We start from the raw sequence: 24302 nt of genomic DNA on the forward strand, positions 1-24302 counted from the left end.
ATGCATCAATGATTTGCGATGGAATGCGCATAAAAATTTGTGCATCTGCGGAATACTTCATCACATAAATTAACATTCGCTGTCAACGTCATCCACGCAATTGCGTTGGATAGTGTAGATTGATGCTTTGTGTGTGATCATGCTCAAGCGCAGGTTTAACTTAATTCGTTTAACCTAATTCGCTTTACTTAATTCATTTAACAAATTTAGAGTAACTGAATTCGTTTTGCTTATTTCCAACATTTTGCACAGAGTAACAATTTCGTCTGCACGTTTTGATAATTTCAACTACACTAAAGTTGTAGTGTGCTGGCTGGCAATTAATTTGATGTGATCAGTTTGATTTGAATTGCCACCAGACCGGTTCGGTATTTGCAAGTTTTCTGCTTATCCATGGAGGTCGGGATGAATATCTTTGACAACTACACCGCGCGGTATGAACGTACTCGTGAAGAAGAGTATTCCATGCAGGAATACCTGGATCTTTGTAAGAAGGACAGGCTGGTATATGCCAGCGCTTCGGAGCGTATGCTGGCTGCCATCGGTGAGCCTGAGCTGGTTGATACCCGGCATGACTCGCGGCTCTCACGCATCTTCTCAAATAAAGTCATCAAGATCTATCCTGCCTTCCGTGAATTTTACGGCATGGAAGAAGTCATAGAACAAGTCGTTTCCTACTTCCGCCATGCTGCGCAAGGTCTGGAAGAGCGCAAGCAAATCCTGTATCTTCTGGGTCCTGTCGGTGGCGGTAAATCGTCCATCGCTGAAAGGCTGAAATCGCTGATGGAGAAGATACCCTTCTACTGCATCAAGGGTTCGCCCGTTAATGAATCGCCTCTCGGTTTGTTCAACGAAGATGAAGACGGGATTTTGCTCGAAGAAGATTTTGGTATCCCACGCCGTTACCTGAAAAATATACCCAGCCCATGGGCGGTCAAGCGCCTGCATGAGTTCAATGGCGATATCAATCAATTCCGTGTGGTCAAACGCTACCCCTCGGTATTGAAGCAGATTGCAGTTTCCAAAACTGAGCCAGGTGACGAAAATAATCAGGATATTTCTTCCCTTGTAGGCAAGGTCGATATCCGCAAGCTCGAAGAATATGCACAGGATGATCCTGATGCCTACAGCTATTCAGGTGGCTTATGCCTGGCGAATCAGGGCCTGATGGAATTCGTGGAAATGTTCAAGGCGCCGATCAAGGTCTTGCATCCATTGCTGACGGCCACTCAGGAAGGCAATTTCAAAGGTACAGAAGGTTTTGGCGCGATACCGTTTGAAGGCATCATACTGGCTCACTCAAATGAATCAGAATGGAAAACCTTTAAAAACAATAAGAACAATGAAGCCTTCCTCGACCGTATTTATATCGTCAAAGTACCGTATTGCCTGCGCGTCAATGATGAAATAAAAATCTACGACAAACTGGTACGCACTTCCTCATTGGCAGCAGCACCATGTGCGCCCGGCACGCTGAAAATGATGGCGCAATTTGCTGTATTGTCACGTCTGAAGGAACCAGAAAATTCCAGTATCTTCAGCAAGATGCAGGTCTATGATGGCGAGAATCTCAAGGATACTGATCCCAAGGCCAAGTCACGGCAGGAATATGCTGATTATGCCGGTGTTGATGAAGGCATGAATGGTCTGTCAACACGCTTCGCCTTCAAGATTTTATCCAAGGTGTTTAACTTCGATAATACCGAGGTAGCGGCCAACCCCGTGCACTTGCTATATGTGCTGGAGCAGCAAATAGAACGCGAGCAATTTGCGCCGGAGATTGAGCAAAAGTATGTGTCGTACATCAAGGAATATCTGGCACAACGCTATGCGGAATTCATAGGCAAGGAAATCCAGACGGCTTACCTGGAAAGTTATTCCGAATATGGCCAGAACATCTTTGACCGTTATGTGACCTTTGCCGATTTCTGGATACAGGATCAGGAATTCCGCGATCCCGATACCGGCGAGAGTTTTGACCGCGATGCCTTGAACAATGAACTGGAGAAAATAGAAAAACCGGCAGGCATTTCCAACCCTAAAGACTTCCGCAACGAAATCGTCAATTTCGTGCTGAGGGCGAGGGCGCAAAATGCCGGTAAAAATCCAGCCTGGACCAGTTATGAAAAACTGCGCACTGTTATCGAGAAAAAAATGTTCTCGAATACAGAAGAGTTATTGCCTGTCATTTCATTCAATGCCAAAGCCAGCGCCGACGATTCGAACAAGCACCAGGAATTTGTTGAACGCATGGTCGCCAAAGGCTACACCGCCAAACAGGTACGCCTGTTATGCGAATGGTATTTGCGGGTAAGGAAATCTTCCTGATCGCAGCATGAATAGAAGAGTGAAGCAGTAAATTTCAGGGCAAACGGGAGAGCATTTTGGTTCATTTGATTGACCGGCGTGTCCAGGGTAAAAACAAGTCTGCCCCGAATCGCGAACGCTTTTTGCGTCGCTATAAAGGGCAGATTAAAGATGCTGTTGCCAGAGCAGTTAAAGGTCGTTCTATTACTGATATAGAAAGTGGTGAACGCATTTCCATTCCCGTCAAGGATGTCAATGAGCCAAGTTTTGGTCATGCCCATGGCGGTGTCTGGGAAGGTGTGCAGCCAGGTAATGAGCAATATCAGCGCGGTGACCAGGTAGCCAGGCCCAAAGGCGGTAGTGGTGGCTCTGGCAAAGGGCAGGGCGGCAATAGTGAAGACCCCAGCGAAGATGATTTCGTATTTCAGTTGTCGCGCGAAGAATTCATGAATTACTTTTTCGAAGACCTGGAATTGCCCAATATGGTCAAGACCCAGCTCACTTCGACGACCGATTTCAAGAGCCAGCGTGCAGGCTATAAAACCTCGGGCACTGCGTCCAGCCTGCATGTGCTGCGTTCCTTGCGCGGCGCCATGGGCAGGCGGATAGCGGTGGGTGGCAAGTCTGCCCGCCGGCTCAAGGATGCAGAGCAAGAAATGACGGTCTTGCTGGAAGTAGGGGTGGACCCCAAAGAACCCCACTTCGTTGCGCTGAAAGAGGAAATACATCACCTGCGCATGCGTTTGCTGGCCATCCCTTTTCTTGATCCATTTGATCTGCGTTACAGCAACCGTGTCAAGGTGCCCAAACCCGCCAGCCAGTGTGTGATGTTTTGTCTGCTGGATGTGTCCGGTTCCATGGATGAGCAAAAAAAAGATACGGCAAAACGCTTCTTCATCTTGCTTTACCTGTTCTTGACACGCGCCTATGAAAAAATAGAAGTTGTCTTCATACGCCATCACACGACGGCGCTGGAAGTGGATGAAGACGCTTTTTTTCATTCGCGTGAATCAGGTGGCACCATCGTTTCTTCAGCCCTGAACCTGCTCGCTCAAATTGTGCGTGAACGTTATGCTGCATCGGACTGGAATGTGTATGTGGCGCAGGCCTCGGATGGTGACAATTGGGACAATGACTCTGCCACCTGCAAGCAATTGCTCCTCAATAGCATCATGCCTCTGGTGCAATATTACGCCTATGTAGAAATTACCGATGGCCAGCCGCAAAATCTGTGGCTGGAATATGAAAAAGTGGCCGAGCAAAGTGCGCACTTTGCGATGCAAAAAATAGAAACACCGGCGGATATTTATCCGGTTTTTCGGGAACTGTTCAAGAAGCAGCCGAAATGAGGTAATCCATGGAAAACGACCATGTCAGCCCCAGAAAAAAACATGCCCGCGCCTTGCCCGAACAATCAGAATGGACTTTCGAACTGATAGAGCAGGCGCATGAAGAAATACGCCGCGTAGCCGGGCAATTTGGCCTTGATACCTATCCAAATCAGCTGGAGATCATTACCGCTGAACAGATGATGGATGCCTATGCCTCAGTCGGCATGCCGGTATCTTATAACCACTGGTCTTTCGGCAAGCATTTCTTATCGACAGAAAAAAGCTACAAGCGCGGGCAGATGGGCTTGGCCTATGAGATAGTCATCAATTCCAATCCCTGTATTTCCTACCTCATGGAAGAAAATAGCCTGACCATGCAGGCATTGGTGATCGCGCATGCAGCTTACGGACATAATTCCTTTTTCAAGGGGAATTACCTGTTCCGTACCTGGACTGACGCCGAGGCGATTATTGATTATATGTTGTTCGCCAAGAATTACGTTGCCGACTGCGAACAGCGTTACGGCATGGAAGCAGTGGAGTTGATCATTGATTCCTGCCATGCCCTGCAGAATTATGGGGTAGATCGATATAAACGCCCGGCCCGCATCTCCCTGGCTGAAGAGCGGGAACGTCAGGAAGAGCGCGAGAAGTACATGCAGTCTCAGGTCAATGATTTGTGGCGCACGATACCGAGGCGCAATGAAGCACCTGAGAGTATGGTCAAACAGCGTTTCCCGGCAGAGCCGCAAGAAAATCTCTTGTATTTCATCGAGAAATATTCTCCGCTGCTGGAACCCTGGCAACGTGAGATCGTGCGCATCATACGCAAGGTGTCGCAATATTTTTATCCGCAGCGTCAGACCCAGGTCATGAACGAGGGCTGGGCCACCTTTTGGCATTACACCATACTGCAACAGCTGTATGAAGAAGGCGTCGTTGGTGACGGCTTCATGATGGAGTTCTTGCAGAGCCATACCAATGTCGTGTATCAACCGCCGGTAGGCAGCCGCTACTTTAACGGCATCAACCCATATGCGTTGGGCTTTGCCATGATGCGCGATATACGCCGCATATGTGAAGACCCAACGGAGGAAGACCGGGAATGGTTCCCTGACTTTGCCGGTTCTGACTGGCAAAAGACCTTGCAATTTGCCATGCGCAATTTCAAGGATGAAAGCTTTATTGCCCAGTATCTGTCGCCGAAACTGATGCGTGACTTTCATTTCTTTTCCATTCTTGATGATGACAGCAAGGATAAATTGCTGATTTCTGCGATTCATGATGAGCATGGCTACCGTTATCTGCGCGAGCAACTGGCTGGACAATATAATCTCGGCAACCGCGAACCCAATATCCAGGTCTGGTCAGTCGATATGCAGGGAGACAGAGCCCTGACCCTGCGCCATACTCAATACCTGCGCCGCCCATTGAACCCGCAAACAGGCGAAATGTTGAAGCACGTGGCCAGATTATGGGGTTTTGATGTGTATCTGGAAACGGTTGACCCTGAGTCCAAAGTCCTGGCAAGGCAGGAATGCAAATGGGAAAAACGCAACAGGCCCTGAGTTTTTGAGGCTGGCAAGGCGATGAGCTTAAATCCCGGTAGCGACAGTGCTGTCTATCAGTTAGAATGAAAAACGATTATCAGAAGACGGAGACGCGCCATGTATCTGGACCACCCAAAAATTTCTGCCACCAATAGCGAAACCGAACCAGACCGTATAGAGCGCCTGAGCCGTGTCTATGGTTATGCGATGGGGCTGGCAGATATTGATGGCAATACCGTGTGTATTACCAAGCTGGCCAAGATACATGATCACAAAGGCACCCTGATGGTGATCTGGTACGATGCGCCGACGCAGGCAGAAAAGAATTATTTTGTACGCGCCTGGAATAGCCGTATTGGTGACGAAACCGAGATAGTAGAGCATGCCCTGATGCTCAATGAGCCGGTATCCAACGCGGAATAAGTAGAAATAAGTAAACTGCTCTCTCGTTCAGAGAGAGTGTTAATAGCAAATGAGGCACATGAAGCACATGACCAGGTTTATACCTGTCATGTGCTTATTGCTTCTTAGTGCTTCAAATCCCCCAGCAAATCAGAAATACCTGCCCAACCAATTTCTATGCCTATACAGAGCAAAATAAAGGCAGACAGGCGCAGCAATACGATAGCGCCGACATCACCCAGTATTCTCTCCATATTGCGGGCAAAGCGGTAGCACAGGTAAATGACCAGGCTGGTCAGCAATACCCCTATCAGTGAGGCGATGCCGGTAATGATCCAATCGACAGGCTTGTGCGGCATCTGCGTACCCAGCGTGACTGAAGCGGCGATGGTGCCCGGCCCCACGGTCAGAGGGAAGCTGAATGGATAAAAACTGCGGCGGCGCAGCTCTTCCCGGGTCCAGCTGCCGCCATGGGATGCGGCGACAGAATTACGCAAATTATCCTGGCCCTGGTCGTTCAGCAATTTCCAGCCCGCCATGGCAACCACGATACCACCGGCGACCCGGACGATGGGCAGGGAGATGCCAAAAAAATCCAGTACATAAGAACCTATGAAGATAGCGCCCATGAGCAGGAAAAAACAATTCAGGGCAATGCGTTTTGCCAGCCGGTTAGCCAGCGGTGGTTCTATCGGTCCTGTCATGGACAAGAAGATAGGTGCAATGGCAATCGGGTTCAGGATGGGCAGCAAGGTGATCGGTACTACGATCAGGGCCTTGAAAAATATGATCATCGTGATGCTCATGTACACTCCTTGAATATGGGCTAATGATTATGCATCAGAAATCCGGCTACCGCGACTGTCAGGTCAGGCTTTGAAGTACAAATTGATACTTTTTGTTCATGGCTGGCGATCGCAGCATGGCCTAGAATGTTAGTACACTGTAATTTACAGCAATTCCGTGGCAGAAAATAGATGAACTCCTTATGTAAATTGGCCGCTGTAGCAACTCTGACTTTGCTTGCGGCCTGTGAGACGACGGCTCCTCTTTCTTATCTGAGCGACAAACCTGACCGCCCCCTGATTGATCATGAATACCCGGTTCGTATCGTGGCTGTCGATCAGACTTATTACTTCCAGGGGCCGGTGTCGGTGACGCCCGGCAAACATCTGGTGACGCTGGAGCTTCGTCATTCCGGTTCACGTCTGCCGACCCAGAAGACACTCGCTCTCGACGTGCAGCCATGCACCCGCTACTACCTCACGGCCAAGAAAATATCCCTGATGGAAAGTAAATGGGAACCGCGCATCTTCGACACTGAGCAGGTGGGCGGATGTAACGCTGAAGAAGAATTGAAGAAAGCCAGCGCTTCTGCCGGGCTTGCCGTATCTCGTTCATAAAATTTTGCAGGCATGGCATCGACTTAAGTGCAAGAAGCTGGGTATTTGCTTAAAATAGAAAGTCATAGGCAATCTTTACCCCAGGCCCGGCAAACTCATGAGCATCAGTTTCTCTCCCTTACTTCCTGAGCATCAGGACTTGCTCAGGAATTTTCTGCACGTCGCTTTGTGGGACCCGCCGCCCGCGGGTTTGCGCCCGCTGGAAACCCTGCAACTGCCTCATGTACGCATCTATGCAGAAGACTGGGGGCGTGCCAGCGATATCGGCGTCATCGCCAACATTGAGGGCGAAGCTGCTCCCATAGGCGCTTGCTGGATGCGTCTCGTGCCAGATGGCATGGGGCTGGCGTATATCAATGAACATACACCGCAGCTTGGCATCGCGCTTTTGCCCGCATTTCAACACAAGGGTTATGGCAAATTAATGATGCTGGCAGCATTGGATGCGGCACGCCAGCGTGGCATAGAACAGGTTTCTCTGACCGTGCATCCACAAAACCCGGCTGCTGGCATGTATGGCTCTTGCGGTTTTGTGCAGACTGATATCAGAAACTCTTATCTGCTCATGCAGGTCACGTTATAAAATTCAGTCACATTTTCTCAAATCATCAGAAAGAAAACATGCCTCATCTGACCGTAGAATATTCCAGTAATCTGCCCTTGCAAGCCAGGGAGTTACTATTGCAAATTAATGAATCTTTAGCTGAGACAGGGCATTTCAAGGAAATCGATATCAAGAGCCGGGCAATCCGCTTTGATGAGGTGGTCATTGGCACCGCGCCTGCTGCGCGCGCTTTTTTGCATGCCAAACTGGTGATATTGAGAGGGCGCAGCACCGAAGTCAAACGTGAATTGTCAGAGCGTGTGCTGGCAGTTATCCAGGCTGCACAAGCCTGGTCGCAGGGGCTGGATGTGCAGCTTTGTGTTGAGGTGCTGGAAATTGACAAGGAAACGTATGCAAAGGCGCATCTGGCTAATTGATAAGGCCATCATATAGTCACAGCATAAAGCCACAGCGCCTTTGGTTTAGTCCAGTTTAAAAATCAAACTTCAATTCACCTACTACACTGCGTTGCGTGTAGGGGTGAAAGGCCCAGTATTTTTTATTATTCAAATTATCTATGCCAACCGAGGCCACCCATTGCCTGGCCAACTGGTAACGCACGCGCACATCAGCGACCACAAAGCTGGAAAAGCCCTGATAGGTAAAGGCATTGCTGTCGCTGTTATCGAGTGAGCCATATTGCTTGCCGCTGTAGCGCAAACCCAGCGTAGTGCTGAGCTTGTCGTCAGGGCGGTAGCTGATGACAAAATTGGCGCGCCAGGCTGGCACACGCGGCTGCCATTTGCCAACACTGGCAGGGAATTTGTCATTACGCGTTATTTCAGAATTGGCATACGTCAGGCTGGCTACCAAATCCAGGCCACGGGTGAATACATCGTTGGCCTGATAGGCGAGTTCCAGCCCTGTCGTATGGATTTCATCCACGTTCTGGATATTTGTCACGTTAGGCGTGACCAGGGTGTTCACCTGTGAATACAGCGCATCCCTGGTTCTTTCATGGAACAGGGTGGTACGCAGAAAACCCTTGCCATCATTTAGCGTCCGCTCTGCCGTCCATTCCGTGGTCCAGGATTTTTCTGGTTTCAGGTTGGGGTCATTATTGACGATGGCGGTGGTGGAAATGCTGCCCTGATACAGCTCAGAAACAGTAGGCATGCGCACCGCACGACCTGCCGATGCCTTCAGGGTCCAGTCTTCATTGGCTTTGAAGGCGATAGCTGCCTTGGGTGAGAAATAATTTTCCTTGCGTTCAGCAAAGGGCAGGGTGCTGGTCGCGGATGAAATGGCTCCATGATCTGCCTGCCATTGCTCCAGACGGCCACCAATAATGGCTTTCCATTGAGGATTGATACGCCAGGCATCTTGCGCATACAGGCTTTGCAATTGGGTATTGCCCTGGAAGGCAGAGAAGCGCTTGAGAGCGCCGCCATTGATCCAGTCATCCGTATCCGACACCAGCGTACGCATCTGATACGCCTCGCGCTGGTAACCAAATTCGGCAGTGTGTTCTGCTGCTGGTCGCCAGATGCCTTTCAAGGCTAGCGTGTTCCAGCCTGTACCTGCTCCATCGGTAATCCGGCCATTGCCACCGCCGTTGGCCTGCGGGATTGCCACTGTCGGTGCACGGACGATATCCTTGCTGTAGTCATACAGGCTGGCGGCCACTTCCCAGTCAAACTCGCCTTTGGTATTGCTCCTGAGGTTCAGGCCATGGGTGATATGTTCAAGCTGGTTTTTGCTGTTCGACATATCGGTAGGGGCGAGGGTATATTTTTTACCTGCGATATTGATGTCGCCGCTATACACCGCATTGCCTGCAGCATCGCGCAAATAGCTTTCGACGCCGCTGTTCATATTATTGCGCCAGTAGCCAAAGGTGTAGCTCGCCCGTAAAGTGGGACTAAAGTCGTATGCCAGTTTGACTTTGGCATGGTCTTGCGTGGTATGGTATTGACCCGTCGCGCCGAGTATCCACCAGTCCAGACCCTGCGGATTCTTGTCGGCAATAGCACCCGTCACGGCTGTGCCGGCGTTGCTGCTGACGCCGGTTGAAACCAGTTTGTTGGCAAAGGCGATAGGGTGGCCATCGCTATCAAGCTGGTTCACATTGAGCCACCAGGAAAATGCCCCCTGCTTATTACCAAGACTGGCGCTGAGCTGCTTGCCGCTATAGCTCTTGTCTGTGCCATATTGCTGGAAGTTTTCGCTAAAGCCTACCAGTTTGGCATGGGCTTCAAACTGCTTGGGCATACGCGTCACATAATCGACTACGGCACCGGCAGAGTTACCGGCATAGGCAGCAGAAAAGGGGCCATACAGCACATCCACACGCTCGATTTCTTCCGGCGTTACCAGACCCCAGCGCGGGGTGAAGGCTGCACCATTGCCCAGTAAATTCGACAGCAAGATGCCATCGGCATACACCATGGAGCGCGCACTATTGCCCGTGCCTGATGCCCGTGTCGCCAGCACTGCATGGTTGTAGTCACCAACATAGCGCTTGCGCACCAGCAGGCTGGGCAGGTATTTCAGGGCATCTTCTGCATCGATGGCATTGATGGTCTGCTCCATGGTTTTGGCATTGATGCCTTCTATGGTGGTCGGGATTTCCTTGGGTAGTGAGGATGGACGGTCGCCATTGATGATGACGCGCTCGGCCTGGGTGGTATTTTCTATTGCTTCAATTGCGAAGGCAGTAGCTGGTAATAAAGATAAAGACAAAGGGAAGGCGGCAGCCATTGCTACTGCCAATGCGCGCAAGCGCAAAGGACGTAAAGAATGAGGCATATAAATTATCTAAAAATTGGAACGCGCATGTGTATGCGCAAAGCAAACTTGCCAGTGCGGGTAACACGACAGGTTTGAACTAATTCAAATTTTTAGACAGACGGCGGCCCGCGTGCCGGTAGCGGGGCAGCAACGATCGCAGCCAGATGTGCTGCCGGTATGGAGCGGGTAGCGTAGGAAAGAGCGTGTGGTGCGGCAAAAACCGTGGTTTGCGGGAAACTGGCAGGCAAGCTGGCGGCCAGACACATCGAGCAATCGAGCAAGTGCGTCATGCTCTTGCCAGCTTCTTTGCTGCCACTGCCGTCGGCCTTGATGAATTTATAGCCAGTGCTGGTACAGATCAGATTCATGCCCTGCTGACCGGACTTCACGACTGAAGATGCCATGGCGACACCCAGCGTCAGTACATACATGAGCAGTACTGCGCGCACCAGGTGGCGAAAACACGACAGGGAAAAACCTTGGGCGGACATGGGGCGGAATTGTACCATCCTTCTGTCTCGCTACAAATCTGCTGTTGGATGTCAGGAAAAATAAGCAGACTGACATCAAAGCAGACAAATTTGGGGCTATCATGGCGATTTTCGGGGCAAGCCTGGCCTGGGCCGCACAATGGCAGACAGCTGAACCTGGACCTTGGTCCGGATCATAGCCAGGCATGAGCTCCTTTACTCAACAGGTATTTGGCATAAGTAGAAGGATAGATCTTGAGACAAGTTAGCCTGGGTCAGCAACTGACCCGCACCAAGCCCATAGACCATAGCGAACAAGTGACGGACGATCAGGGCCATAGCCTGCATCGCTCACTGGGTTTGTTTTCCCTGACCATGATAGGTGTGGGTTCTACCATCGGTACCGGTATTTTCTTTACCATGGTAGAGGCGGTGCCCAAGGCTGGGCCTTCGGTCATTTTGTCTTTCATCATCGCCGCGATTACCGCTGGTTTGACAGCGCTGTGCTATTCCGAGTTGTCGTCCCGCATCCCGGCATCCGGTTCTTCTTATTCTTATGCCTATGCAACGGTCGGTGAATTTGGTGCCTTCATTGTTGCCGCCTGTTTATTGCTGGAATATGGTCTGGCTGCCAGTGCCACGGCAATAGGCTGGTCTGCCTATCTGAATAATTTTCTGACCAATGCTCTCGGTTGGCAGATACCTGAAATGCTGCGTTCACCCATGATCGTTGCGGGTGCCAACGGGGTCGAGTTTCATGCCGGGCAATTCAATCTGCCACCGATGGTGCTGGTGGCGATTTGCTGCATATTGTTGTTGCGTGGCGCCAAGGAATCTGCGACGGTAAATGCCGTCATGGTCATGATCAAGCTGGTGATTCTGACTTTTTTTGCCATCGTGGCATTCTCCGGTTTTAATGCCGAGCATTTCACCCCTTTCTTTAATACTGACAACAGCAAGGGTCTTGCCGGTATGGCTGGCGTAACGGCTGCTGCCGGTACTGTATTCTTTTCCTTCATCGGTCTTGATACGGTGGCAACTGCCGGTGCTGAAGTCAAGAACCCCAAGCGCAATGTGCCGCTCGGTATCATGGCGGCGCTGATCGTTGTGACCGTGTTTTATTTGCTGGTGGCAGTTGCCGCGGTGGGTGCCCAACCTGCCAAAATGTTTGAAGGCCAGGAAGCTGGTCTGGCAGTGATCTTGCAAAACGTCACGGGCAAAGCCTGGCCTGCATTGATCCTGTCTGCTGGTGCTGTGATCTCGGTATTCAGCGTGACCCTGGTGACTATTTATGGCCAGAGCCGGATCTTGTTTGCGATCAGTAAAGATGGCTTGATCCCAAGTTCTTTCCAGCGTGTACATGCGCGCACCCGTACACCTGTCAGCAATACCATCATCGTTTGTGTGCTGGTAGGTATCGTCGCTGGCCTGGTTGATTCGACCTTCCTGTGGGATATGGTCAGCATGGGTACCCTGGTCGCCTTCATGGTGGTCTCGGTTGCCGTGCCTGTCATACGCAGGCAAAAGCTGGGTGACGAAGCGGGCGGTTTCCGCGTACCTTTCGGCCCTTATCTGATACCGGGCATGAGCATACTGGCTTGCCTGTATATCCTCAAAGATTTGTCGGCAACGACTTACCATGTGTTCTTTATCTGGATGGCTGTCGCGATCGTAATCTATTTCCTGTACAGCAGAGCCCATTCACACTTGAATAAACAGCAATAAGCCTGATATTCCTGAAGCGCCCGGTTTGTGGCGTCTTCAGGAAAAGAGCGAGATTATGAAACTGCCATCTTTAAGTTTTGCCGCCATAGCTATCTTTACCGTTTTCTCCGCATGCAGTGCCGTTGCCTCGGCAGAAACCGTCGGCAGTGTCGATACGGCCTTCAAACTCATAGGCCCTGACCATAAGGTCGTGGTGGAGGCTTATGATGATCCTAAAGTAAATGGTGTCACCTGCTATATCTCGCGCGCCAAAACGGGCGGTATTTCCGGTGGCCTGGGCCTGGCAGAAGACAAATCTGAAGCCTCGATTGCCTGCCGCCAGGTTGGCCCCATCAGTTTTAATGGCCAGCTTAAGCAGCAGGATGAAGTCTTTAGTCAAAGCCTGTCTATCCTGTTCAAAAAGCTGCGCATAGTCCGCATGGTGGATCAAAAGCGCAATGCGCTGGTGTATCTGACTTATTCCGACAAACTGATAGACGGTTCACCGAAGAATAGTGTGACCGCTGTTCCAGTAGATCGCAGTACGCCCATCCCTGTTAAATAGTTCTGGAGCCCGGGAGCCCGGGAAGTACACCCGGAAAGCAGGCAGGGCTTGATATGTAAAAAATGTTTGGTTTTTCTATCCAGCAATGATTTGCGCTTACAATAGCAGCCTGTAAGTCTTATCTCTCCCTGGTGTATCAATCGTACTATTATGACAAGCTCTGCTGCAGCCCCCAGGCTGACCACTGAACAATCCGTTGATGCGCTCGTCAAGACGATACGCATACCGCCACGTCCCAGCTTGCTGGCCGACGTGCAGGCAGAGCTTGCCGCCAATGATCCTGATCCTCGTAAATTGACTGGCATTATTGCCAATGATGTGGCGATGTCTGCATCATTATTGAAGCTCGCCAATTCGTCTTTCTTTGGCTTGCGCCTTAAAGCAAAATCGGTCGAGCATGCTGTCAATCTGTTAGGTATTACCCAGTGCGGTAATCTGATGACGGGCATTATTGCCCGGCAAAGCATACAGGTTGAAAAAATTTCCCTCGTCAAATTCTGGGATTTTTCTACCAAGCGTGCGCAAGCCATGACACAACTGGCCAGACGTATGCGTGTTTGCCCACCTGATCAGGCGCATACCTTTGGGCTGTTTTGCGACATCGGCATACCCTTGCTGCTGGAACGTTTTCCTGATTACAACGAGACTCTGGATCTGGCAAATCAGGAAACACGCGAAGCCTTTACTGCCATCGAAGAACAGCGTCATACCACCTCGCACACCGCCATAGGTTCTTTGATGGCGCGTACCTGGGGTTTGCCTGAGAGCGTATCTTTGGCGATACTTTTGCATCATGACTATAGTGTTTTGCATGACGCCAATACCGAAGACTCAGTCAAAAGCCTGATCGCCCTGGCCCTGCTTGCCGAATATGGAATACAAAAATACCATGGGCAAGAATTTTCTTGTGAGTGGGAAAAAGGTGGCGCAGCCGCCTGTGAATTTTTGGGCTTGTCTGCCGATGAAGTCGAAGACAGGTTTGAAGAATTGCACGAATTATTCAACCATGCGCATTAGCCTGCATTAACTGTTAACAGTTGGCAGCTCGCTCATTTACCAGCTAAAAGCCGTCCGCTCATGGACGGCTTTTTAACAGGTTGGCCGGCAACATAAAGATTGCCCGCAATAATTCAAATACGCCAGTCACTGCTATGCCTAATATTCTGAAGGGCAGCAACACCAGCCACACCAGTGGGTACAACACCAGGGCCAGTATGGCAAGCGGCCAGCAGAGTACAAACAAGATAATCCAGATCAAAAAGCCTAGCATTATTTTTCCTTAAGCGATGATGGCGCGCAACAGGCTGCTCAGGATAACCAGAGCGATAGTGGCGATGACGACGCCGTCCATGTTTGCTGTGATGTTCATGATATTTCCTTTCAATTCGGGTGGGAGTGATTGCACTTTAGGTCGTCGCCATATTGGCCGCCAGTAGCAGGCGACGAAGTGCAATTTTCTAGTATCGGAATGCGTTTGCAGGCGATGAATTGAGGGAGATATTGATCGCCGCGCATCGCACTGCTCAGCCCTCACATTTCTTGCTAATTTAAAAATAAGCATTTGCAAACGGCCCAAAAAACGCTTGACTTGGCGGTCGTGCGCCTGCAAACTTCAATTATTAGTCGACTGCATAATAATTATTGGCAAACAGAAATATGGCACGTCCTTCTCAACAACTTGATGAAGTTTTATTGCAAAGCGGGCGCGCGCTGTTTGCCCAGCATGGCTGTGGCGGCTTGTCCCTGCGCATGCTGGCAGAGCATGCAGGCGTGAACGTGGGCATGTTCCATTATCACTTCAAGAATAAAGATAATTTCCTGACGCAGTTGCTGCAAACCATGTACGACGAAGTGTTTGTGCAATTGCAGGCTGAGGTGAACCATGAAGGTTCGCCAGTACAGCGTCTGCGTGAGGCTTTGTATTTGCTCGGTCGTTTATTGCGCGAACATGGTGGCTGGATAGGCCGGGTCTGGGCCGATGCTGCCATGGGTGAAAAAGTCGCCAGGCAGTTTCTCGAAAAAAATGGTTCGCGTCATGTATTGCTGATTACCGGTTTGCTCATGCAGGCCATGGAGTCTGGCGAGATTGCCATGGCGCCGCCCACCCATGCCCTGGCGTTCTTGATGGCCAGCGTTGCCGCGCCCATGGTAATCGTCCCGCGTGCACTGGATATGGGCTTTGTGCCAGCCATGCTGCAAGAACCTTTGAGCCAGGTATTAAGCGATGACGCCATTGCCGACCGCGTCAATCGTGCCCTGTATGCCCTGGCCGCAACGAATGAGGAGTTACGCCGTGTATAAAAAATGCAAACCCGCAGCAGTATTGTCATTGACACTTGCAGTGTCATTCATGCTGGCAGCCTGCAATGAAAAGACTTCCATCGCCTGGTCAGGCTATGCAGAAGGTGATTACGTCTATATCTCTGCACCGCTGGGCGGCAAACTCGACAGTATCAAAGTGCAGGCAGGCCAGCAAGTCAACAAGGACAGCCTGCTGTTTGCGCTTGATGCCGAAGCTGAAAATGCTGCCCATGACGAAGCCAGTGCCCGCCTCACGAGCGCGCAGGCGCAAGCCAGCAATACTGAAAAAGGCAGGCGTACCGAAGAGATTGCAGTCACCCAGGCACAATTGACAAGTGCGCAGGCACAAGCCGCCCTGGCAAGACAGGAACTGGCACGCCAGCAGCAACTGGTGGGGCAGGGCTTTGTGTCCAAATCCCGCATGGATGATGCACAAACCAATGTCAAACTCGCGGAAGCACGCGTGGCAGAATTGAATGCCTCGCTGAGTGTCGCAAAGTTGCCGGCACGCGTAGATGAGCGCGCCGCTGCCCAGGCCAGTGCCGATGCCGCAAAAGAAGCCTTGCGCCAGGCGACCTGGCGCTCAGGACAAAAATCACAAAGCGCACCTGCAAATGCGCTGGTTGCAGAAGTGTTTTTTCGTCAGGGTGAATATGTGCAAGCGGGCCAGCCAGTATTGTCCCTGCTGCCGCCAGAAAACCGCAAAGCCCGGTTCTTTGTGCCGGAAGCTGAGTTGGGCAAGATCGCTGTTGGTCAGGCAGTCAGCCTGCATTGCGATGGCTGCGCGGCACCCGTACCAGCCCACATCTCCCGCATCGCCAGCCAGGCTGAATACACACCACCCGTGATTTATTCAAATGCACAAAGAGCCAAACTGGTGTTCATGGTCGAGGCCAAACCTGATCAGCCAGGCAAACTCTTGCTGCACCCCGGTCAGCCTCTGGATGTGTCGCTGCTGGCTCCAGCAAGTACAGGAAAAGCACAGTGAACAGCACAACGAATACCAGCGTTGACACAGGAAATCTGGCCATCAATGTCCATGGCCTGAGCAAATCCTATGGCGGTCGCGCGGTGGTCGATAAAGTCGAACTGCAAGTTGCCAAGGGCCGTATCTGCGGTTTTCTGGGACCAAACGGCAGCGGCAAAACCACCACCATACGCATGCTCTGTGGCTTGCTGACGCCCGATGCTGGCACCGGTTCCTGCCTGGGGCTGGATATCATCAAGCAGGCAGAGCAGATCAAGCGCCAGGTCGGTTATATGACACAAAAGTTTGGCCTGTATGATGATCTGTCGATACGCCAGAATCTGGATTTCGTCGCGCGCCTGTTTGAACTACCCAACAGAAAAAATGCAGTTGACCAGTCTCTCGAAAGGCTGGGCCTGACAGCCCGCCAGCAGCAACTGGCAGGATCATTGTCCGGTGGCTGGAAACAGCGCCTCGCACTGGCGGCCTGCCTCATCCATGAACCGCGCCTGCTGTTGCTTGATGAACCAACCGCTGGCGTCGATCCCAAGGCGCGTCGCGATTTTTGGGACCAGATTCATTTGCTGGCTGACCAGGGCATCACAGTACTGGTGTCTACCCATTACATGGATGAAGCAGAACGCTGCCACGAGCTTTGCTATATCGCCTACGGCAAAATACTGGCGCGTGGCACCGCGGCAGAAATCATACGTGACTCCAAACTCAAGGTCTGGACCCTACAAGGTGAGCAACTGGGTACTTTACTTGAGCCATTGAAGTCGGCACCAGGTGTATTAAGCGTCGCCGCATTCGGCAATGCCGTCCACGTTGCCGGGCTGGACGAGGCGCTGGTCTTGCAGGCACTCGACGGCATCAGGCATCAAGCCAATATACAGATCACGCCGAGTGCGGCGAATCTGGAAGATGTCTTCATCAGCCTGATCGCCAGTGCACCTGATAATTTTTCCAAAGATGATATCCGTCAAAAGGTGACAGCATGAAGCGCTTTTCGCTGGCACGCATGTTCGCCATCTTTATCAAAGAGTTCCAGCAAATGATGCGCGACCGCCTGACCTTTGCGATGGCAGTCGGCATCCCCATCCTGCAACTCATCCTGTTTGGTTATGCGATTAATACCGACCCCAAGGGTTTGCCAACCGCCGTAGTCAGTACTGACAATAGCCCCATGGCACGCAGTTTTGTTGTTGCCATGCAAAACACTGGCTACTTCCGCATAGACTCGGTAGGCCAGAGTGAACAAGAGGCAGAGACCTTGCTCGAAACAGGCAAAATACAATTCATGCTGGTGATACCGCCACAATTCACCCAGCAACTGGTGCGCGGTGAAAAACCTGCCTTGCTGATCTCTGTCGATGCGACCGATCCTTCAGCATCAGGTAACGCCATCGCCGCGCTGAATGTCATCGCCACCCAGGCCTTGCATCACGATCTCAAAGGCCCTTTGCAATACCTGCAAACCGCCACGCCAGCTTATGAAGTGCGTGTGCACCGCCGCTATAATCCCGAGGGCCTGTCACGTTATAACATCGTTCCCGGTCTGATCGGCACCATACTCACCATGACCATGGTCATGCTGACCTCACTCGCCATGACACGCGAACGTGAGCGCGGCACCATGGAAAACCTGCTGGCAACGCCAGTACGCCCGGCAGAAGTCATGGTCGGCAAAATCCTGCCCTATGTGCTGATCGGTTACATACAACTCGGCGTCATCATCAGTGCTGCCTTCCTGTTATTTGAAGTGCCCATGATGGGCAGCTTCAGCCTGCTCATGAGCATGATAGGCGTTTTCATTCTCGCCAATCTGGCGGTCGGCTTTACCTTTTCGACTATCGCAAAAAACCAGTTGCAAGCGATGCAGATGACTTTCTTTTTCTTCCTGCCATCGATGCTGCTGTCCGGCTTCATGTTCCCTTTCCGCGCCATGCCGGAATGGGCACAAGCCATAGGCGAAGCCCTGCCATTGACGCACTTCCTGCGCATCGTGCGGGGTATTTTATTGAAAGGCAATACCGCAGGCCAGCTGACGCCGGAGCTGTGGCCCATGTTGATATTTTTACTGTTGGCGGGATTTGTGGCGTTGAAGAGGTATAGGCAGACTCTAGATTAAGGTTTAAAAAATATCGCTTCCTTAGAGAATGGAATCTACCGAAGTTAGTTCTGCATTTACAGTGAAATGAATATGTGCAAGACGTTATTCAACATCTGATTAAAAAATAAATAATTTCCTTGTCTAAGTAGAGCTGTTTGATATGTCATTTATCGTGAGCATGCCACCTTTTTGTAAAAGAACAGAATCTTTAACTAGGGTATCTATTTTTCTTTGGAAAATTTCGCGTAATTGAACACTTGTAGCTTTAAATCCAAACATTCTCGATATAGATAAAATGATTTCATCGGAATTTGCACCAAAATTATTTTTCACCGTTGCAAGGATTGCTATTACGATTTCTTGAGGCGGGATCATGTCCGGTTTGCGTAAAGCTTCCGACTGAACTGAGCTTCTATTTCGTACTGTGACAGTTGCATTTGGAATAGACAAAAATTGTTCATAAATATCAACACGTTTAGTCTGAATTATTGCAGAGATTGCTCGTTCTATAATAGCCTGAATACGGGAGCCAGCTCGTTTAAGACCCCATGCAGTGCGAAGCCGAGCGACAATTTCATCAATATGAACGGGGCCTTCTATAACGACAATTTTTTCGATAAGGTCAGCAAGGATACTAATTGGCGTTTCGTGTAATTCGTATCTTTCTGATGGGAGCTGCGGAGAGGCTTCAATATAATCGTTGTTTGTTTTTTCTCCTTGAGGCGATCTAATCAAGCCGATCTCCGTAACCGTTTCACGCTCAATAGTAATTACCTCAACTGTCACTGCACGGTGTTTTTTTTCTGAAATCGTTACTCTTGCATCTAATTCTGATTTTGCTGCTTCAATTGCTTTGATAGCTAATTGAAGTTGATCTTTTGGTCGTTGAAACCAATCAGTGCTCCATATGCGATGAATGATCCATCCATGGTCTTCCAGCACTGCTTGGCGTAGTCGATCCCTATCGCGTGCAGATTTTGATTGATGATACGAGGCGCCATCACATTCAATGCCAAGTAAATAGCGTCCAGGAAGCTCGGCATCAGCAATTGCCAAGTCGATGAAGAAACCTGCAATCCCCACTTGTGGATGAACTTGATATCCGCAGGCTTGTAATGCATTTGATACTTGGACTTCAAAAACACTTTCGTAGTCGCGGTCGGTTTTTTGTGCGATAGCTAATTTTCCTGTGCGAGCAAAATGTAGGAATAGTTTAAATGCGAAAACTCCTTTTCCTTTCCCTCTCTCAAGATCGATGTCGTCGTCAGTAATAGAAGAAAATACTTCACACCGTCGTTTGGCTCTGCTGATTAACACATTTAATCTTCGTTCCCCTCCGTCTGTACTTAATGGACCGAACCGCATGGACATTTGATTTTGAGCATTTCTTCCATAACCAACAGATATGAAAATAACATCCCTTTCATCTCCTTGTATATTTTCCAAATTTTTGACAAAAAATGGTTCATTGTGATGGGAATTAAAAAATGACTCTGTTTCGGGATTAAGACGTCGAAGCACCTCTAATTGATCTTGAATTGCGCGTCTCTGTTTGACTGAGAAAGTGGCAACACCTAGTGATAAGTCTGGATTAATTTTTGCATGTCGGATGATTGCTTCTGCTACTGCTTTGGCCTCAAACACATTTGTGCCTGTGTTTCCAGAATCGAATACACCTTGGGGAAGGTGATGGAATTGCAGACCCATGCCAGCTTCTTGTGTAAGCGGACTAGGAACTATAAATAATTTATTTTCATAAAATTGACTATTTGAGACTGCTATTAACGATTGATGCCTACTGCGATAATGCCAACGCAGCATGCGTTGAGGTAGTCCCCTTGCAGTGAAGAGTCCAAGAATACTTTCGATATCACTGACTTGTGCCCCATCTCCATCGTCATCTTCTGGCACAGATCCCGTTACTTTGGAAAAAAATTTAGTAGGAGGTAGCTGGCGTTCATCACCAACTACGACAACCTGACGGCAGCGAGCTATTGCTCCTAGAGCATCCACTGGTTGAATTTGACTCGCTTCGTCCATAACCAAAAGATCGAACGTTAATTGTCCAGGAGGTAGAAACTGAGCAACAGAAAGAGGGCTCATCATTAAAACAGGTTTAATGGCTTGAATCGCAGGTGCGGCTTTCAGCATTAATTGACGTATTGGCATATGGCCTCTTCTACGTGCCATTTCTCCACGAAGTATGCCGAGTGGGCCAACACCGCCACCTCCTTGTGGGATGCGTCGATGATGCGCACGGACTACTTCCAAACTAGATGCTTCTATACGTTTTTTATCTAAGTTCACAAATTCTTCTGTGAGCCTAAAGTGAAGCTCACCATCAAATTGCGCAAGCGCCGGTTCTTTTTTTACTTGATCTGCGAAAATAGCTTCGAAATAAACCATGTCAAAAGTCTGGAGCGATGATTCTGGTTTTATTAGACCATTCTCCAGTCTATCTACAATCTCCTTTAAACCAAATGCCCTAGCCTTATCGGCTCGTTCTTTGTACCCTACCCATTTGGATAATTGCTCCGAATTTAATATCCACAATTGAAATTTCTCAATGATTGTATCTGGTGATAGTTCTGCAAGGTCTTTTGCGGAAAATATTTTTTCCACGTCAGTATTTAGCTCAAGTAAGAGATTCCTTATCTCATACAAGAAAAGACTTAAGTTGTGCTTATTTTTTTTTGCTTGAATATATGGGGCGTCTCTGCTTGCAAGACTTGCTACAGTGAGCCTAATATCCGAATTTGAATTTACCCATACACAGGATCTTTTTAAAAAACTCCAATCCGATTTAGTTCCCAGCCATGCGTCATCGAAGAAAAAGCGACCAAATTCTTCGGATTTTATAATTGACTGAGCAGTTTTTTGTGCATCAATCAGATTGTCTAAGAGTAGAACAGTGGTTTCTAAATCTTCTGGTACATTTTTCAAGCTATTTCTACACAATTCCTTTGCATCATGTAATTTGGCTGCTTGTATAGCGACGTCAGAAATAAAAACAGATTCAAAATTTATAGCGTTTGGAAAAATATGATTAATACTTTCATCGAAGTCTAACCAGATAGATTTTAACAAAGGGCGCGTTTCATCTAACAGTTGCTTAACGCGAGTAACATGATCAAAAATTGCGGAGCGATCGGGTAATCTTGCCGCTATAAGCCGAGGTTCTGCGCCTAAGTTACGGACGCTTTGCATCCATGTAACTAAAGCTCGCAAAGGTTGTGCAGTTGAGCGTTCTCTTTGCCAGCCAGTACCAAATGCTGCGCGACCAAAATCATCATTTGTCAGGATATCTTGCAATGCTTTTTGACCTATAGCAAGATCGTCCAGTATGCCTAGAACGTCTTGAAGGGGGGCATCTGGAGATTTCAATATGGATTTGACTGAGGCACTGGCATTGCGCCAATCTTTTCGAAAGAATCTAAAAAAGTCTTTACCATGGGCAGCCAAGATTTGACGTGCATTTGTCAAAGAAATTGACCATGCTGAGGAAGTGACCTTATTCTCAAGCTCTTTCTGTTTTTTTTCTAAATTTTCAACTGCTTCGACAAGATAGTTTGCTTTGTCGATCCCGTTGTCCCACACAGTTGCTGCAAGCACATCTGGACTTACATTCGGCGCTGCTGCAACACGTTCGCCAGTCATTATTTCTCGACTTATTTCAGAAATTGTATTTATAGAACCGCGAAAGCCTAGATGCGACTTCAATCGAGAAACTTCGGCTATTAACTTTGGCAATAAATTATTTAATTCGCTAATTCTTTTAAATGCATCTTCATCGAAATTTTTTGGTAACTTAGCGAACTCAAATCGTAAAGGCTCAACATTTGCAGACCATCCAGAAGAAGATACCGAATCACTTAAATTCAGTGAGAGTTTCTCAAAATGTATTCCTGTATCAATCAAACTTGCCAATTCGCCAGAAGGATTCTCCCATCCTTTTGACGTGATAGCATTATTTGATAATGCTGGGGCGCTTGCTACCCGCTCAGCCAGAATCTCAATTAAATTAGAATCTTTTAATAATTTGGGTGGAGAACTATTTAAAATTAAGGCAAGCGTCGTTTGTTCACTGACTATACTTTCCAGACTCGCCTTTAAAGTTTCGATACGAAAAATTAATCGTTCCACTTCTGTCGGTAAAATATTATTTAGGCCAATGCCATTCCAAGGATGATGTAGTGGTTGACCTATATCATTAATCCTATGCGACAGTTCTCCTATTATTTTCCTGCGTGTTTCCGTGTCATCAGGTGACCAGGTTTCTGGAAGAACAAGTTTTAAATCGACAGGGCGAAATTCTTCCTGTCTAAGGCGTGTAAGCTGTCCAATAACTTGAAAAGGAGTTAGATCGGATGGAGAATACTTAAAATGCATTCTACTTGCATGATGATTTAGGCTATCCCTAGTTTCTTTTAGCCGTGTATTCAACGTGGTTGGAAAATCTCCCTGAGGAGAACCTAGTTCGGATGTTCGCTTTAGCTCATCTAGTAATATTCTTTTGTTCGCTTTATTGCTGTGCAATTCTAGACAGGCATCTCCGACTCCGGCTTGATCTAGCCTGCGTTTAACTACATCCAACGCTGCCATTTTCTCTGCAACGAATAGGACGGTTTTTCCATCTGCAATAGCAGAAGCGATCACATTTGCGATTGTTTGGGATTTGCCTGTTCCTGGAGGCCCTTGAATGACGAGATTGCGACCCGATCTTACATCATGGACCGCAAGTGTTTGGGAACTGTCGCAGTCAACAATATGAAGCAAGTTTTCCGGTAATATGTGTTCATCAATCTGCGCATCTTCTGGGATCAATGCAATATCGTTGTGAAAGCCATCCGAAAGTAAACCGCTAATGAGTGGTTGCTTAGTTAAGCCACCCTCAATGGGCCAAGCATTTGGATCCAGATCACGATACATCAAAAATTTGGAAAAAGAAAAAAAACCCAAAACTATGTCATCAGGCGAGACAAGCCAGTTTTCTTTTGACTTCACGCTTTCTGCTACTGCACTTAAGTAAGTACCGGGGTCAAATTCATCACCTTGATCAAAGGATGGCATTTTCAAATTATGCACTCGGTCAAGAAAAGTTTCTAGCGAGAGGTTTGGTGCATGCTCTTCTTGTCTCCATTTAAGTTTGAATTGCTCTGCGGCATTACCTCTTTCAAGACGCACAGGAATAAGAATTAAAGGAGCATACCTTACGTTCTTTGCATTTAATGGATCCAGCCATTTCAATGTTCCTAATGCCAAAAAAAGAATATTGACACCTTGTTCTTCTTCAAGAGTCTGCGCATCAAAATATAGATCAAGCAATTTTTTTTGCAGGCCTTTTGATGTCAATCTTGTTTGCAGTTTTGTATCTGCATGCCTATTTAGAATGCCTCGCTCATTAACACTATCATCATCTGGTTGAGCGAGGTCATAAATTTCATCTGGATCACCATCTGCTTCCTCTAACAATGACGCCGTAGAAGACTTTCCAGGTGAAAACGTAAACGGGCGATTTTCTTTTATCAATAGACGAAATATCTCTTCGGATTTTTCATCTATAACTTCTATAGTACGTGCAGTTTTTGAGTTGCGAGGAATATTCAGAAGTCTATTTCTTGCTGACAAGTCAAGCAATTCTGTTCTTGCTCGTTCTAACTTTGCATCTGCAGACAGGGTACTGTGGAGGAATGTAGATTCGCTTGAGTGCGCTGTAGTATCTGATTCAATCATACGATCACTGCCTTATTTTCATACTGAAGCTTATTAAGGGTGCAAGATGCAAACGTGTAGCATGGTTTTATGTATCAATGCTATCTCTAAATAAACAAATAAAGTATAAAAAAAGTAATAAA

19 protein-coding genes are annotated in these 24302 nt (G+C 48.6%); 14 read left to right on the top strand and 5 right to left on the bottom strand.

The features are described 5' to 3' along the window. Positions 1-405: 405 nt before the first annotated feature. The 4 genes from ACO0LL_RS15705 to ACO0LL_RS15720 all read left to right on the top strand — a co-directional run bounded on the left by ACO0LL_RS15705 (position 406) and on the right by ACO0LL_RS15720 (position 5611). Complete coding sequence (locus ACO0LL_RS15705) at positions 406-2328, top strand: PrkA family serine protein kinase (RefSeq protein WP_422951789.1); 1923 nt, start codon at positions 406-408, stop codon at positions 2326-2328. A gap of 56 nt (positions 2329-2384) precedes the next feature. After that, a complete protein-coding gene (locus ACO0LL_RS15710; protein WP_422951790.1) occupies positions 2385-3656 on the top strand; it encodes a YeaH/YhbH family protein in 1272 nt (423 codons plus the stop codon). Between the two features lie 8 nt (positions 3657-3664). Beyond that, complete coding sequence (locus ACO0LL_RS15715) at positions 3665-5206, top strand: SpoVR family protein (RefSeq protein ID WP_422951791.1); 1542 nt, start codon at positions 3665-3667, stop codon at positions 5204-5206. 99 nt (positions 5207-5305) lie between these two features. Then, positions 5306-5611, top strand: coding sequence for a hypothetical protein (locus ACO0LL_RS15720; protein WP_162040187.1), 306 nt, complete (start codon positions 5306-5308; stop codon positions 5609-5611). A 104-nt stretch (positions 5612-5715) separates the two neighbouring features. On the opposite strand, the gene ACO0LL_RS15725 is transcribed toward ACO0LL_RS15720, so the two are convergent. Continuing rightward, on the bottom strand, positions 5716-6396 hold the full coding sequence (locus tag ACO0LL_RS15725; RefSeq protein WP_232063727.1) for a MarC family protein: 681 nt from the start codon (positions 6394-6396) through the stop codon (positions 5716-5718). A 171-nt stretch (positions 6397-6567) separates the two neighbouring features. On the opposite strand from ACO0LL_RS15725, the gene ACO0LL_RS15730 reads away from it, so the two are divergent. From ACO0LL_RS15730 to ACO0LL_RS15740, 3 genes are all read left to right on the top strand, one after another. Further along, positions 6568-6993, top strand: coding sequence for a hypothetical protein (locus ACO0LL_RS15730; RefSeq protein ID WP_422951792.1), 426 nt, complete (start codon positions 6568-6570; stop codon positions 6991-6993). A 97-nt stretch (positions 6994-7090) separates the two neighbouring features. Continuing rightward, positions 7091-7576, top strand: a complete 486-nt coding sequence (locus tag ACO0LL_RS15735) for a GNAT family N-acetyltransferase (protein ID WP_422951793.1) — start codon at positions 7091-7093, stop codon at positions 7574-7576. 38 nt (positions 7577-7614) lie between these two features. After that, positions 7615-7974, top strand: coding sequence for a 5-carboxymethyl-2-hydroxymuconate Delta-isomerase (locus ACO0LL_RS15740; protein ID WP_422951794.1), 360 nt, complete (start codon positions 7615-7617; stop codon positions 7972-7974). A 55-nt stretch (positions 7975-8029) separates the two neighbouring features. On the opposite strand, the gene ACO0LL_RS15745 is transcribed toward ACO0LL_RS15740, so the two are convergent. Both ACO0LL_RS15745 and ACO0LL_RS15750 read right to left on the bottom strand, forming a co-directional pair. After that, a complete protein-coding gene (locus ACO0LL_RS15745; protein ID WP_422951795.1) occupies positions 8030-10345 on the bottom strand; it encodes a TonB-dependent receptor in 2316 nt (771 codons plus the stop codon). Positions 10346-10437: 92 nt separating this feature from the next. Next, positions 10438-10818: a DUF2946 family protein gene (locus ACO0LL_RS15750; RefSeq protein ID WP_422951796.1), complete on the bottom strand. Its 381-nt coding sequence runs from the start codon at positions 10816-10818 to the stop codon at positions 10438-10440. A gap of 234 nt (positions 10819-11052) precedes the next feature. Between ACO0LL_RS15750 and ACO0LL_RS15755 the strand changes: the two genes are divergently transcribed. The 3 genes from ACO0LL_RS15755 (at position 11053) to ACO0LL_RS15765 (ending at position 14083) form a co-directional block, all read left to right on the top strand. Continuing rightward, entirely contained in the window at positions 11053-12522 is a 1470-nt protein-coding gene (locus ACO0LL_RS15755; RefSeq protein ID WP_422951797.1) for an APC family permease, read from the top strand. Positions 12523-12577: 55 nt separating this feature from the next. Continuing rightward, complete coding sequence (locus tag ACO0LL_RS15760; protein ID WP_422951798.1) at positions 12578-13066, top strand: CreA family protein; 489 nt, start codon at positions 12578-12580, stop codon at positions 13064-13066. A 150-nt stretch (positions 13067-13216) separates the two neighbouring features. Further along, entirely contained in the window at positions 13217-14083 is an 867-nt protein-coding gene (locus ACO0LL_RS15765) for an HDOD domain-containing protein (RefSeq protein WP_422951799.1), read from the top strand. A gap of 58 nt (positions 14084-14141) precedes the next feature. Here the strand turns inward: ACO0LL_RS15765 and ACO0LL_RS15770 are convergent, their stop codons facing one another. Continuing rightward, positions 14142-14336, bottom strand: coding sequence for a hypothetical protein (locus ACO0LL_RS15770; protein ID WP_422951800.1), 195 nt, complete (start codon positions 14334-14336; stop codon positions 14142-14144). 386 nt (positions 14337-14722) lie between these two features. On the opposite strand from ACO0LL_RS15770, the gene ACO0LL_RS15775 reads away from it, so the two are divergent. Genes ACO0LL_RS15775 through ACO0LL_RS15790 form a run of 4 tightly spaced genes read left to right on the top strand, consistent with a single transcriptional unit; the run spans position 14723 to position 18465 of the window. After that, positions 14723-15367, top strand: coding sequence for a TetR/AcrR family transcriptional regulator (locus ACO0LL_RS15775; protein ID WP_422951801.1), 645 nt, complete (start codon positions 14723-14725; stop codon positions 15365-15367). Further along, entirely contained in the window at positions 15360-16355 is a 996-nt protein-coding gene (locus ACO0LL_RS15780) for an HlyD family secretion protein (RefSeq protein ID WP_422951802.1), read from the top strand. The genes ACO0LL_RS15775 and ACO0LL_RS15780 overlap by 8 nt, the downstream gene beginning before the upstream one ends. After that, entirely contained in the window at positions 16352-17335 is a 984-nt protein-coding gene (locus tag ACO0LL_RS15785) for an ABC transporter ATP-binding protein (protein WP_422951803.1), read from the top strand. Before ACO0LL_RS15780 ends, ACO0LL_RS15785 begins: the two co-directional genes overlap by 4 nt. Continuing rightward, entirely contained in the window at positions 17332-18465 is a 1134-nt protein-coding gene (locus ACO0LL_RS15790; protein WP_422951804.1) for an ABC transporter permease, read from the top strand. Before ACO0LL_RS15785 ends, ACO0LL_RS15790 begins: the two co-directional genes overlap by 4 nt. A gap of 123 nt (positions 18466-18588) precedes the next feature. Here the strand turns inward: ACO0LL_RS15790 and ACO0LL_RS15795 are convergent, their stop codons facing one another. Beyond that, positions 18589-24180, bottom strand: coding sequence for a DUF3320 domain-containing protein (locus tag ACO0LL_RS15795; RefSeq protein ID WP_422951805.1), 5592 nt, complete (start codon positions 24178-24180; stop codon positions 18589-18591). Between the last annotated feature and the right edge of the window lie 122 nt (positions 24181-24302).

The organism is Undibacterium sp. TC4M20W, from assembly GCF_049340245.1.
Classification (GTDB): Bacteria; Pseudomonadota; Gammaproteobacteria; order Burkholderiales; family Burkholderiaceae_D; genus Undibacterium.